General features: G+C 38.7%; 10 protein-coding genes. 9 read left to right on the top strand and 1 reads right to left on the bottom strand.

The genetic code is table 11. The annotated features are described in order from the left end of the window. The first annotated feature begins 137 nt into the window (after positions 1–137). A complete protein-coding gene (locus QM524_RS10275; RefSeq protein WP_283344503.1) occupies positions 138–3,152 on the top strand; it encodes a PD-(D/E)XK nuclease family protein in 3,015 nt (1,004 codons plus the stop codon). A 265-nt stretch (positions 3,153–3,417) separates the two neighbouring features. Here QM524_RS10275 and QM524_RS10270 read toward each other — a convergent pair whose 3' ends face one another. Further along, a complete protein-coding gene (locus QM524_RS10270; protein WP_095163525.1) occupies positions 3,418–3,855 on the bottom strand; it encodes an FKBP-type peptidyl-prolyl cis-trans isomerase in 438 nt (145 codons plus the stop codon). A gap of 179 nt (positions 3,856–4,034) precedes the next feature. Between QM524_RS10270 and QM524_RS10265 the strand changes: the two genes are divergently transcribed. The 8 genes from QM524_RS10265 to QM524_RS10230 all read left to right on the top strand — a co-directional run bounded on the left by QM524_RS10265 (position 4,035) and on the right by QM524_RS10230 (position 14,027). After that, the gene (locus QM524_RS10265) at positions 4,035–5,039 is read left to right on the top strand and encodes an oxygenase MpaB family protein (protein WP_283344502.1); all 1,005 of its coding nucleotides are present in this window, start codon (positions 4,035–4,037) and stop codon (positions 5,037–5,039) included. Positions 5,040–5,469: 430 nt separating this feature from the next. Beyond that, positions 5,470–5,754 carry an SCP2 sterol-binding domain-containing protein gene (locus QM524_RS10260; protein WP_095163905.1) on the top strand — a complete coding sequence of 95 codons (285 nt, stop codon included), beginning with the start codon at positions 5,470–5,472 and terminating at the stop codon, positions 5,752–5,754. 100 nt (positions 5,755–5,854) lie between these two features. Beyond that, positions 5,855–7,213: a tRNA uridine-5-carboxymethylaminomethyl(34) synthesis GTPase MnmE gene (gene mnmE / locus QM524_RS10255; RefSeq protein ID WP_283344501.1), complete on the top strand. Its 1,359-nt coding sequence runs from the start codon at positions 5,855–5,857 to the stop codon at positions 7,211–7,213. An 87-nt stretch (positions 7,214–7,300) separates the two neighbouring features. After that, the gene (locus tag QM524_RS10250) at positions 7,301–8,326 is read left to right on the top strand and encodes a LacI family DNA-binding transcriptional regulator (protein WP_283344500.1); all 1,026 of its coding nucleotides are present in this window, start codon (positions 7,301–7,303) and stop codon (positions 8,324–8,326) included. Between the two features lie 82 nt (positions 8,327–8,408). Continuing rightward, a complete protein-coding gene (locus QM524_RS10245; RefSeq protein WP_283344499.1) occupies positions 8,409–9,380 on the top strand; it encodes an aldo/keto reductase in 972 nt (323 codons plus the stop codon). 191 nt (positions 9,381–9,571) lie between these two features. Next, positions 9,572–10,114, top strand: coding sequence for a hypothetical protein (locus tag QM524_RS10240; RefSeq protein ID WP_166576790.1), 543 nt, complete (start codon positions 9,572–9,574; stop codon positions 10,112–10,114). A gap of 417 nt (positions 10,115–10,531) precedes the next feature. Beyond that, positions 10,532–11,962, top strand: coding sequence for a BNR repeat-containing protein (locus QM524_RS10235; RefSeq protein WP_283344498.1), 1,431 nt, complete (start codon positions 10,532–10,534; stop codon positions 11,960–11,962). Positions 11,963–12,071: 109 nt separating this feature from the next. Further along, entirely contained in the window at positions 12,072–14,027 is a 1,956-nt protein-coding gene (locus QM524_RS10230) for a sialate O-acetylesterase (RefSeq protein ID WP_283344497.1), read from the top strand. Positions 14,028–14,030: the final 3 nt, after the last annotated feature.

Below are 14,030 nucleotides of genomic sequence, written 5' to 3'. Positions count from 1 at the left end.
TTGCCGCTACTGCAATTTTATTTTAAACATAAAACTTAATTCTTTGTACAGTATTGATTCACAACTCATCATTCACAATTCACAACTCATCATTCAAAACTCTCCGATTTCACCTAAAAAACCTTAAAGGCTATTACATGGAAACCTTTCTCGAAAAAGCTGCCTCTCATATTTTCCAAAAGCACAATATTCATCAACTCAGTAATATTTGTATCGTTATTCCGTCTCGACGTGGGGTTTTGTATTTCAAGCAAGCTCTTGCTAATCAGGCAGATGCTCCATTTTTGGCGCCTGATGTGATGGCAATCGACGACTTTGTGATGAACGTAACGGGACTTAAGCAAATAGACCCCGTTGCTTTGCTTTTTGAACTATATGACGTTTTCAAAACAATTGATCCACTCGTTGTTTTTGAACGCTTTATGACTTGGGCTCCCACTTTACTGAATGACTTCGATAAAATAGACCAATATCTGGTCGAACCCAAAAAGCTTTTTAGTTTTATGTCCGAGGCAAAAGCTTTGGAACGCTGGCAAATGCAATTGGGCGAATCTCAACGTGACCGTCTTAAAAGCACCGAACGTACCGACCGTTATTTCAAACTTTTTGAAAATATTCATGAGGTATATAATCTACTACAAGCTCGCTTGCGTGAAAAGGGTTTAGTATATCGTGGGATGGCATATCGTGAATTAGCCGAACACGTGGATACTTATTTGTTGGATAATCCACAACATAAAAAATACTATTTTGTGGGTTTCAATGCGCTCTCTAATGCCGAAGAAAAGATTATTCGTTCTTTACTAAAAAGAAAAGAAGGGAATGATTTTTTTGCTGAAACCCTTTGGGATTCTGACGCCTATTATTTAACAAATAAGGACCAAAAGGCAGGAAACTGGCTTCGAGATTACCGTACAGGTAACAATATGCCCGACCAATTGCCTTTGTTCAACAATGAGTGGAATTGGGTATCAAATGAGTTGCTAAAAGGTCAAAAAAATGTCCAAATCATAGGTGTTGCCAATGCCTCCATGCAAGCTAAAGTCGCAGGGAAAATTTACGCCGACTGGAATCAACAGATAGAAGGACAAACTCAAACGGCCATTGTATTGGGCGACGAAAATCTCTTGGTACCAGTGATGAACTCATTGGGAAAAGATGTTGCCAATCTGAATATTACGATGGGGCTTTCGCTCAAAAACTCGATGCTATTTACCCTCATCGACGCGATGTTCGAGATGCAACGCAATTTGGTGGAGTTCAAAAACGCAGAAGGAGAAACCAAACGTATTCCTAAGTTTTCGTATCGACAAGTGGTACGTATTCTCAATCACCCATTTGTGCGAAGATATGAGGCAATGCATTACCCTTTGGTTGAGGAACTTATCGAAAATGAATCATTACAAAATCCGATTCGTCAAACTTTACGCGACATTACTGTTCATAATAAAGTTTTCCTAAGTTCGAAAGAATTGAAGGAAATGGGGCAAGATGACCGACTTTTTAATATCGTCTTTAATCACTGGGAACAAAAACCTAAAAAAGCTGTCGAACAGTTTTATGCCCTCATTGATTTGTTGCGTGAGGTATATCGTGAGCGTCAGGATGCGGTCGAAAATGAATATTTGTATCAGTTTTATTTGCTGTTACAACGTATGGAAATGATTTTGGCAGAACGAGGAGAGTCCGTTTCTATCAAAAGCTTTAAGACCTTTTTGTATGAGCTAATCAAACAAACCAAAATACCATTCGAGTCCGAAACAGACCAACGTTTGCAAATTATGGGTATGCTCGAAACACGTACCTTAGATTTTGAACGCTTGATTATTTTATCGGTCAATGAAGGCGTTTTACCACAAGGAAAAAGACAAAATACTCTGATTCCTTACGAAGCTTTGTCTGACCCACAGTTTAATTTACCAACCCATAATCACGCGGATGCTGTTATGGCATATCACTTTTTTAGACTTTTACAAAGAGCTAAAGAAGTGGTATTGGTGCATGTATTGCCATCGGATACGTATGGCGCAGCCGAAAAAAGTCGATTTATTTTACAAATAGAACACGAACTTCGTCACCTTAATCCAAACTTGAATATTACCCAAAATCAAGTCAATTTCGAAACAGAAATTACGGCAGAGGAGGAGGAAAGCGGACTAAAAATCGAAAAAACTCCCGATATGCTCGCGATGATTGAACAGGAAATCAACGAGCGAGGGGTATATCCTTCGCATATTAATCAGTTTGTGGATTGTTCGATGCAGTATTATTTCAACAAAGTGGCAGGTATTGCACCAGAGGAGGAAGTCGCCGAAAAATTGGCCTCTGATTCATTTGGTAACTGGATTCACAAGACTTTTGAAAATATAGACACAGCTTTTTTAAAAGGTGATGATTTAATTGAAAAGACGGATGGTATTATTCAGCAATCAGATTTGGAGTTTGTTCTGAAAAATATAGATACCTATTTGAAAAAAGCATTTGAACAAACCAATCCCGGACTTCGAATGACTGAGGGCGAAAACTACATACTCTATCAAGTTGGCGAAACTTTGGTGAAGAAATTTTTAAAGTTTCAAATCGCCAATGAGTCCTTTCCTATTGAATTATTAGATGCTGAGAAAACCCTGAAAGTTGGCCTAGAAGTAGAAGTAAACGGCAAAACAATTCCTTTTAAGTTGGCTGGACGCATCGACAGAATTGATAGAATTCATGGGCGAACAGTGCGAGTGATTGACTACAAAACAGGTTTGGTAAAACCCGAAGATTTGAAAGTCAAAACTGAGTTGATAGAGGAAGTCTTGCTAGAGGAATCAGAGAAAGGTAAACTCCGTCAATTATGGTTGTACAAATACATGATTCTGAAAAGAATGATGACACAATATGGCTTGAGTATTCGAGGAACAAGGTTGAAGGCAGATGAAAATAAGGTAGTGTCAGGAATTTATTCTTTCCGAAATATAGAGGCAGGTTTGTTAGAGCAAGATTTTAAGTTTTCGGATGATGAGACCATAGAGGAATTTATGATTTCGTCAGAACAATATTTGGCTAAATTTTTAGAAAAACTGCTTAATCCTGAAATCCCATTTTCTCGTACAGAAGATAGAGATATTTGTACCTTCTGCGATTTCAAACGCATTTGCGGAAGATAGGGAGGGAAGAAGTTTTGAATGATGAATTGTGAATTGTGAATTAGGGCTGTACGAAGGATTTTTAGCTATTTCAGATTTGGGATTTTTGATTTCGGAAATAAAGTAAAATACCTTTATGTCTTACAAAATATAGAAGCTTATTTTTCCGAAATCCAACATCTGATATCCGAAATAAACGTTTTTTATAACCCTAATTGTGAATGCTTGAATAATTATTTTCTCATTCACTAATTCACAATTCACTAATTCACCATTACAAAAAGCTCTAGTTGGTTTTCAACAACTCAACTTCAAAAATCAATACTGCACCACCAGGGATATCTGGACCTGCACCACGTTCGCCATAAGCTAAGTTGTGTGGCAAATAGAATTTGTATTTACTTCCTGTAGGCATTAATTGCAAACCTTCAGTCCAACCAGAAATTACTTGGTGCAATCCGAAAGAAATAGGGTCATTGCGCAAAACGCTACTATCAAAAACAACACCGTCGATAGTTGTACCGTGATAATGTGTCAAAACTTTTGCAGTTGGACCTGATGGTTTTGGACCAGTACCTTCTACCAATACTTCATATTGTAAACCACTAGCGGTTTCGATAACCTCTGGTCTTTTTTTATTTTCTTCCAAAAAAGCCTTACCTCTAGCGATTTCGTTTTCTAATACTTCACGAAGTTGTGCACGCTGACGCTCAAAAATGTTCATGTGATAAAAATTTATTAAATGAAAAATGCTTCAGATTCAATTGCCCGAAGGCGATACAAAATTACAAACTTTCCTTTTATGAATACCTTTAAACAAAAAAGGATTACAGTCCGTTAAATTATTGAGATAACCAAAGCGATGATAGCTTGGTTCAAAATAGTCCAATAGATTAGAATTTCATGAAAAAACAAGCCATCAAACCTGCCAGATATTTCTCTAATCAAACACTAGCCGACGCTCGCCAACGAGGCGACCAACTGGCAGATGTTTGTATTCAATCGGTATTTGAACAAGTTGGGATTACTGGCTTGAGAACCTTTTTCCAATGGCTAGTCAAGGAAGATTTTGATTGGAAAAGTCAGTTAGATTTTGTGCAAAAGTATTTTCAGGATAATGCTGTTTTTCCTTCTTTTTACCAAGAAAAACAATTTCAAAGAGGTCTAGATTTTGCCCAAAAACACCAAGCTGATATTGCCTTAATGTTGGGTTGTTTGTCATTGCCGTACTGTTACGCAGGCGCAGATGGAGCGAAAGTTTTATGGATGTCGGAGCGAATAGGCAAAGATACCCAGAAGAGATTAGAAGAAACGGGAAATTTTGTTTTTGGGGTATTAAATCCCAAGCAATGGAAAAGCTCAGAAGCAGGCATTCCAATAGCGATGCTACGTATTTTGAAAGTTCGATTGATGCACGCATCCATTCGATTTTTTACCTTATATCATCAAGCTTGGGATACAAAGGCCTTGGGATTTCCTGTAAACCAGGAAGATATGGCAGGCACAAATCTGGCATTTAGTTATATTGTGATAGTAGGAATGCGCAAAAATAACCTATCCATTTCGGATGAAAATGCAGAGAACTATCTTCACACTTGGAACACCATTAACGCGCTAATGGGCGTAGAGATAGAGCTTTTACCCCAAAACCTTCGGGAAGCATTTGTATTGGCTAAAGCCATTGCAAAACGCCAATTTCGTACCTCCGAAGAGGGTATCAACTTAACCAAAGCACTATTGAAGGTTTTAGAAAGATTTATTGACAATCCATTACTTAAGCCTATCCCAAGTGCTTTTATGCGTCACTTATTAGGAAAAGAAGTAGCAGATTTACTCCAAATTCCCAATAATCCTCTGGAAGAGCGATTGGTGCCTTTTATTCCAGTTAAGGCAGTGTTTGGGGTTTGAGGGAGAGTGGCAAAGGCACAGAGGCACAAAGTGGCAAAGTGTTCTTAGGGGACTGGCAAAGGAACAGAGGGACGGTAGAGACGCAATGCTTGCGTCTAGTGGCAAAAGCGCAAAGGAGCAAAGTGTTTTTTAAAGTGGCAAAGGCATGACGGGACTTCTGCCTTCACTATGCCTCTGCCATTAGACGTAAGCATTGCGTCTCTACTGAAAATCACTTTGTGCCTTTGTGCCTCTTTCACTTATGCCTTCACTATGCCTCTGCCATTAGACGCAAGCATTGCGTCTCTAAAGAAAACCACTTTGTGCCTTTGTCCCTCTGCCACTTGTGCCTTCTTTCTGCCTCCCTCCATTTTGATTTTACAATAAAAATCCGTATGCTTGCATAATAATTTTATTTCTCAAGCAATAATACCTTTTATCATATATACAAATGAACTTTTCAGAAATTTTTGACAAAATCTCTAGCCTAGCATCTCAAAAAGGTGGATTAGGAAACTCTATTAAATTTGCAACAGACCAAGGAAATATCCATATTTCAGCGGATGGCGTGGTGACTAATACCGATGCGCCTGCTGAGTGTACTATTTCGGTAAAAGCAAGTGATTTGGCAGAATTGATGACAGGCAAGCTCAATCCGATGACGGCAGTGATGTTTGGGAAAATCAAAATTGCAGGAGATATGTCTATTGCCATGAAGCTACAATCTTTGTTCTAAGATTTTGGCGGAATCGTTTGGTATGATAAGAAACCCTTTATGCTTAACTTTGCGTTATGGTTAGCAAAAGCAATCATACCAAACGATTAAAAACGCATTCATGAATCAAGATACCATTTGTGCATTAGCCACAGCGCAAGGAGTAGGAGCCATCGGAGTGATTCGGGTATCGGGTCCTCAGACCATCGACGTAGTTCAAAAAATATTTAAAGGTAAAAATCTTCATCAACAACCTTCACATACCATTCATTTTGGTACCATTCGTGACGATCAAAATTTGATTGTAGATGAAGTACTCATATCGCTTTTTAAAGCACCCACTTCGTACACTAAGGAAGATACCATCGAAATTTCATGTCATGGGTCTGATTATATCATTCAGAAAATTCTTAAGCTTTTATTGAAAAATGGTGCTCGCCTGGCCAATCCAGGGGAGTTTACGCAACGTGCATTTTTGAATGGACAACTCGATCTGGCACAAGCCGAAGCGGTAGCAGATTTGATTGCATCAGATTCGGAGGCGTCGCACCAAACGGCCATTAATCAAATTAGAGGAGGATTTTCAAAGCAAATCGCGCAATTGCGTGAATCATTGATTCATTTTGCATCGCTTATCGAGCTTGAACTAGATTTTGGTGAAGAAGACGTAGAATTTGCCGATCGTGACGATTTGCGTCAGTTAATTCATCGAATTCAAAGTGTATTAGTACCTTTGATTGATAGTTTTGAGATGGGGAATGTGATCAAAAATGGCGTTCCAACAGTAATTGTTGGTAAACCTAACGCTGGTAAGTCTACCTTGCTCAACCGACTATTGAATGAAGAAAAAGCCATCGTTTCGGACATCGCAGGGACTACCCGCGATGTTATTGAAGATGAGTTATTTATCGAAGGTATTCGTTTCCGTTTGATAGATACCGCAGGATTACGCAAAACCAACGATACCATCGAGGCAATAGGAGTGGAGCGTACCTTGCAACAAATGGAAAAAGCCAGCATGATTGTTTATTTGTTTGATGCTTCAGAAATCAGTTTGAAAGAAATTGAAGACCAAATAGCCTCATTCAATGCACCTTATGTATTGGTGGGTAACAAGCAAGATAAGCTCAGCATCACTCAGAAACAGGCATTTGAAAAAGCCTATCCTGCCATCATTTGGATATCTGCTTCTGAAAATCAGAATATCGAAAGCTTACAGAAAACATTGGTTCAAAAAGTCAAAACCAAGGAAATAAAAGCAGGAGATACCGTTGTGACGAACCTCCGTCATTATCAGCACTTGCTCCAAACTAGCGAATCTTTGAACCACGTATTAGAAGGTTTATCAAACAGTATTACAGGCGATTTCCTAGCACAAGACATTCGTTTTGCCCTCCATCACCTAGGTGAAATCACAGGGCAAATCACTACGGATGATTTATTGGCTAATATCTTCTCTAAATTCTGTATTGGAAAGTAGGCTGACTTTTATGAAATTTTGAGTAAAAATGCCCTCAGATATTTTTGAGGGCATTTTTAGAAAGAACAAATTTTTACCACTCACCCCTTGAAAACCAAAATCAACATCCAAACCCTTGCCAAAGAGCTTAATGTTTCGACAAGTACTGTTTCGAAGGCTTTGAATGATAGCTATGAAATTAGTGAAGAAACTAAGCGGAGGGTGTTGGAGTTGGCTACAAAATATCAATATTCTCCCAACCCTCATGCGAGTGGCTTGCGCAATAACAAAAGCAAAACTATTGCTGTCGTTATTCCTGAGGTGGGAAATAGCTTTTTTGCCTCAGTCATCAAGGGTATCGAGTCAGTGGCTCGTGTGCAAGGTTATCATGTCCTGATTTATTTGTCCAATGAGAGTTTTGAAAAGGAGCGAATAATTCTTGAAAACTTGCAATTGGGACGAATAGACGGGCTTTTGATGTCGTTGGCATTCGAAACACAAGAGTTTTCGCATATTCAAAATCTCCTTTCTAAAGATATTCCTATGGTCTTTTTTGACCGAGTTCCAGCGTTAATTCCTGCTAATAAAGTCGTAACTAATGAGTTTGAGTTGGGATATAAGGCGGTGCAACATTTATGGGAAAGTGGTTGTCGACAAATTGGTTATTTGTTGAATGGGATATCTAATTCTACTTTAAATCTTCGACAACAAGGCTTTTTAAAAGCACTTTCAGAAAAAAATATCGTTGATCCCGAAACCCATATTGTAGAAATACCCAAAGAAATTTCGGATGCTACTTTTTTTCAATTACTACGAGAAAAGTATTTTGATGGAGTTATTGCCTCAGCCGAGGAATTGGTGACACCTTTGTGGTCGGCATGTAAGTTGGGCAGTCTTACAATCTCTCTAGAGTTGAAGGTATTATCCTTTTGCGATTTTCCGTTAGCTACAGTGTTGAGCCCCACCCTAACTACAGTTAAGCATCCTGCTACAGAAATAGGCGAAAAAGCCACAGAATTGCTCATTACACAAATTGAAAAACCAAAGAAAACCCCGAGTTTTCAATCCATAATGCTTCATTCGGAAATTATTCCTAGAGAATCTACTCAATTTCTTTCGAAAACGATTTCGTAAATAAACCTTTCTACTTTTTTATAAACTCTGTAAAAAATCCAAGAAATTTGAGGTATTGATATACAATCAAAACACTTTGAAAATGGAATACAGAAAATTTGGTCGTACAGGCTGGCAAGTGAGCGAGGTAGGTTATGGTATGTGGGGTATGGCTGGCTGGACAGGTTCGGAAGAACAAGAGGTAAATAATGCTTTGGATAAGTCTATTGAATTGGGCTGTAACTTTTTTGATACAGCATGGGCTTATGGCGATGGTTTGAGTGAAGAGATTTTGAATAAAACACTCAAGAGACATGCTGAGAAAAAGTTATATGTCGCTACAAAAATCCCACCTAAAAACAGAATTTGGCCTTCGAAAGCACATTTCAATATCGCTGACGTTTTTCCTGCGGATTATATCGTTGAATACACCGAAAAGAGTTTGAAAAACCTTGGGGTAGAGGCTATCGACTTACAGCAATTCCATGTGTGGGAAGATGCTTGGGCACAGCATGACGAGTGGAAAGAAGCTATTACCAAATTGACGAAAGACGGAAAAGTATTGTCTTGGGGCTTGAGTGTCAACCGCTGGGAACCTAACAACTGCTTGGAGACTTTAAGGACAGATTTGATTGATGCCGTTCAGGTGATTTATAATATTTTTGACCAAAATCCAGAAGATGCCTTATTACCTCTATGTCGTGAAAAAAATATTGCTGTAATCGCTCGTGTTCCGTTTGATGAAGGAACCTTGACAGGCAATTTGACGAAAGAAACCGTTTTTCCAGCAGAAGATTGGCGTTCTACCTATTTTGTTCCAGAAAATCTTCATTCAAGCGTAGACCACGCCGATGCTCTGCGCCCTTTGATTCCTGCGGGGATGAGTATGGCCGAAATGGCGATTCGTTTTATTTTGAGTAATCCAGATATTTCTACAACGATTCCGGGGATGAGAAAAATCCGTAATGTGGAGTCTAATATGGGTTGTAGTGATGGAAAAGGACTTTCTGGACAACTTTTACAGGAACTAAAAGGACATCGTTGGGATCGCACTCCAACGGAGTGGAGTCAATAGATAGACAGATTTTTAAGGCTTTTCTACAAAAAAGTACCAAGTGTATCAGACCTCATCATAGCGTACCAATTATGGCGTTGATTTAGCATAAAAACAATCTACTGAGTCTCAAAAACAAACCTCGGCAAAGCGTGCAAGTCGAGGTTGATAAACTCCAAAACTCGGTAGGCTAAAAATCAATAACCATGAAAATGATGAAGAAAACACTTGGTGCTTTTGCTTTTATAGCGGCTTTCTGCTTTTCGTTAACAACCTCTGCGCAATTTGGCGGAGGTCCTCCGCAAGGCGGGGGAGGTGGTATGCGTCCAGATTTTGAAGGACGTACTCCTGAACCGCCAGACCCAGAAAAAATGGTAGAACAGGAAGTAAAGTGGATGAAGAAAAAGCTCAAACTCAATCCTGATCAGGTTGACCGAGTAACAGATATTTCGACGAAATATGCCTTGGCTCAAACGGATTTCATGCAAAAACAAATGCGTTCTAGAGCAAGAAATACCTCTGAGGATGGGCGACCATCGGAAAAGGATATGCAGAAAAATAGGGAGATTATGGACAAACTCATGAAAGATAAAGATCGTGAAATGAGTGAAGTGTTAACTGCCGCACAATATGAAAAATACCTAAAGCGCCGTGAAGATATGCGCAAATCATCTCAACAAAATCAGCAGTCTCGTGGAGGAGGATTTGATGGCCCTCCAGGTGGCGGATTCTCAAGAGGTGGCGGGTCGTTTTAATGGAGTAGAAAACATAATCATCAATAATTTCTAGTTTAGCAATTATTTTCAAAATCAATTTTGTAGTAGAGACGCAATACTGTGTGTCTGAAGACGTGTCATTCTGAAATATAGTATCCAAAAAAGCGTTCGAAATTTGCTTTTCGCACGCCTTTTTGGATATATAGACAAAAAATAGATTAACTTGTGGATAATTAGTAGGAAAGATTAAATTAATAGTATATCTGAGGTGAAAATTAACTTTAACATTTTGATTATGAATAACTTCAAATAACCAATATACTATTAACTAATAACGTTTTCCTACCTAAAACAAAGTAGCATACCATTGAATTTTTAAAGAGTATTTCCTTTTACCTATACGATTTCCCCTAAAAAATACCTACTTTGTAGCTACATCTTAAGCCTCATATTCCGATGATTAACCACCAATATTTTATCAAAGGTCTTTTTCTGTTTCTCTTTCTGAATTTTTTTGGAAAAAGTATAGCTCAACCAAAGCTCAATCCAATTCGATCTATTTTATTGGAATCCAAAGCACTAACCGTTCAAGGTGACTATGGAATGAATATCAATGGACAGGCTTTTCAAAAGGAGGCTTTGGCTACTTTTAAGGGATTTCAATATGGAGGGTTTTATAACGCCAATCGTCAGCTCAGTATTTTTCGGAGAAACCTTCAAACCAACAAAATAGATATTCTTAATTTCCCGTACATCTTAAGTAAGGACGATGCTCATAATACTATTTCATTGGGTTTTTGTGCCAATGACGGTACGCTTCATATCGCATTCGACCATCATAATAATACGCTTAACTATATCCGTTCGAAAAAATATTTATTAGATTTTCCTGAAAAAACATCTTGGAAACTAAGCCAGTTTTTACCGCTTTCGCATCAATTAGATGAAGAAATTGAGGAGGTTAGTTACCCAAGTTTTGTGTCTATGCCCGATGGAAACCTTCAATTATTTTACCGAAAGGGCAAGAGTGGTGATGGTCAAACTTGGATGACAACCTATAAAGCTCAAAAATCTCAATGGCAAGAACGCCATGCAATAGATAGCTCAGAAGGATATTTTGAAGACGCTTTGGATAATAGTCGTTCTCGAAATGCCTATTATAATGGTTGGGATTATGACAAAAATGGTGTGCTTTATACCACCTTTACTTGGCGAGAAAAGGCTGATGGCGCAAACCATGATTGGGGCTACGCTTTCAGTAAAGACCAAGGAAAGTCATGGAAAAATAATCGTGGTGAAACCATTGCTCATGCTGATTCTAATATATTGATGAATGTGCAGTCTAAACATTCGATTATCCGACCTATCAACCGCAAACAATCATTGATGAACCAACAAGCACAGGCAATTGACTCAAAAGGTCGAATTCATGTGGTTTATTGGAGTAAATTACCCAACAAACCATTTAAGGAAGGGGTGTTTTGGGATAGAAAAGCTAGTGGTTACTACCATTTATGGCGAGATACCAATGGCAAATGGTATGAAAAACTTATCATTGCCCAAGCAGGTACTCGTCCGCAGATACTTTTTGATGCCAGCGACGAGTTGTATCTTCTTTATTACCGACAATCGGCAAGCGAGAAAACGACACATCCTATCTATTTTGAAAAAGGGGAGTTGGTGATCCTGAAAGCGACCAGTGAAAGCCTTTGGAAAAAATGGAAAATTGTTGGCATAGATACTCAAAATATCAGTATTCTAGAGCCAAAGCCTGATGTTGCCCTATTTCAACAAACTGGAATTATATCCCTAATCCAGCAAGCTCCTCCTACAAAAGCAGGAATGACTTCTCCTTTAAGATTACTTGAATACCAAGTCAAGCCTTAGATTTGACTTCCAGCATCTGATATAAACAGTTTTTATAATTCTTCGTAAATTGCTAATTTACAATTCACTGATAACTTTCTCCAAACAATCTTACCTGATATAACTTTCTATGAAAAAACTATTTCTTTTTTGTTTGCTATTGACTTCTCAATCCATTTTGGCACAGCTCAAAATAGCCAAGGTTTTTACTAATCATGTGGTTTTACAACGTCAAAAACCAATTCCTGTTTGGGGATGGGCAAAACCTAACGAATCAGTCATTTTGACTTTGGCAGGGCAAAAGCAAACCACTCAAGCCAACCAAGAAGGAAAGTGGATGGTGAAATTTTCTCCTTTGGAGGCAGGAGGGCCTTTTACCTTAGAAGTCCAAGGAGTTTCTGAGAAAATCGCTTTACAAGATGTACTCATTGGTGATGTTTGGCTTTGTTCTGGTCAGTCAAATATGGAGTGGACAGTAAAGCAAGCGGATAATTTTTCTAACGAAAAAAAGAATGCTGATTACCCGAAAATTCGTCATTTTTTTGTGGAACATGAAGTGACTACCCAACCTCAAATCGATCTAAAATCAGGTGAATGGAAAGTTTGTAATAGTCAAAATGTTGGCGATTTTACGGCAGTGGGTTATTTCTTTGCACGGGAGGTTTTTCAAAAAACTGGAGTTCCGATTGGACTATTGCATAGCTCGTGGGGCGGTTCACAGGTAGAAGGTTGGATTAGTAAAGAAGGTATGGAAACTTTCGACGAACTCAAGCCTTATGCTCAAAATCTGCCGAGCAATTGGAAGGATGCCGATTTGCTATTGGAAGAAAAAATCAAAGAAAAACTATTAGGGAATGCAAAAATCTCCATTTCCCTTGCCGACGAACAGCAATATGTAAAGGCGGGTTATGATTTTTCGAAATGGCTTACTGGTAATGCTATTGGTCAATGGGATTGGCAAGGTATCTGGGCTTGGCGTGGGAATGGATTTATCGCTAAAACGGTAGAAATTCCAGCCGAAATGATTGGTGAAGTAACTACTTTAGGATTGGCGGAGAGTTTTTCAGAAAATCAAGTGTATATCAATGGAAAGCTCGTTTTTTCTGGTATTTTGAAAGGGATTCGTAAAATAGTAGTTCCTGCAAATACTTGGAAGTCAGGAAGTAATAGTCTTATGATTAAAATGAACAAAACCATTGAGCCTTCGTGGTACGGTGTAGGCATGATGGGAAATGCAGATGATTTGTATGTGAGTTCGGAAAAGCAGAAAGTTGCACTCGGTGCTAGCAATTGGAAATTAATGCCATCTTTTGCTGAGGAGCATACTTTTGCACATTCAAGCAATAATATTGGAACTTACATCTACAATGGTATGATAGCGCCACTTTTGCCTTTCGCCATCAAGGGTGCTTTGTGGTATCAGGGCGAAACAAATGCTGGTCGCTCGTACCAATATCGCAAGTCCTTTCCACTATTGATTAATGACTGGCGCAGACTTTGGAACGATGAGTTTCCTTTCTATTTCGTACAATTATCAAGTTATGGACCTTACCAAAATAGTAATCAAGGTAGCGGTTGGGCAGAATTGAGAGAAGCCCAAACGATGACTTTGAGTTTGCCTAAAACAGGTATGGCGGTTACAACGGATGTGGGTAATCCCAAGGATATTCACCCAACCAATAAGCAAGATGTTGGTAAAAGATTAGCGGCTGAGGCGCTAAAAAATACCTATGGATTTAATATCATATCGGCTGGCCCAATGTATGCTTCTGTAAATTTTGAGAAAGGAAAAGCAACCATTTCCTTCAAAAATGTAGGGACTGGATTAATGTTAAAGGATAAATTTGGCTATTTGAAAGGTTTTGAAATAGCGGGTGAGGACAAAGTGTTTTATTATGCCAAAGCTGAAATTCAAGGTGATAAAGTGATTGTTTACCATCCAAAAGGCTTAAAACCTGCCTCAGTTCGTTATGCTTGGGCGGATGCACCAGAAGATGCCAATTTGTTCAATCAAGAGGGTTTTCCTGCTTGCCCATTCCGTACAGATCAATGGAAAGGGGTAACAGAAGGGGTGAAGTTTAAATAAAAA

Source organism: Flectobacillus roseus (genome assembly GCF_030056595.1).
Taxonomy (GTDB): domain Bacteria; phylum Bacteroidota; class Bacteroidia; order Cytophagales; family Spirosomataceae; genus Flectobacillus; species Flectobacillus roseus.
The sequence above is the reverse complement of the archived record's forward strand: the minus strand, read 5'-3'. Positions and strand labels throughout refer to the sequence as shown.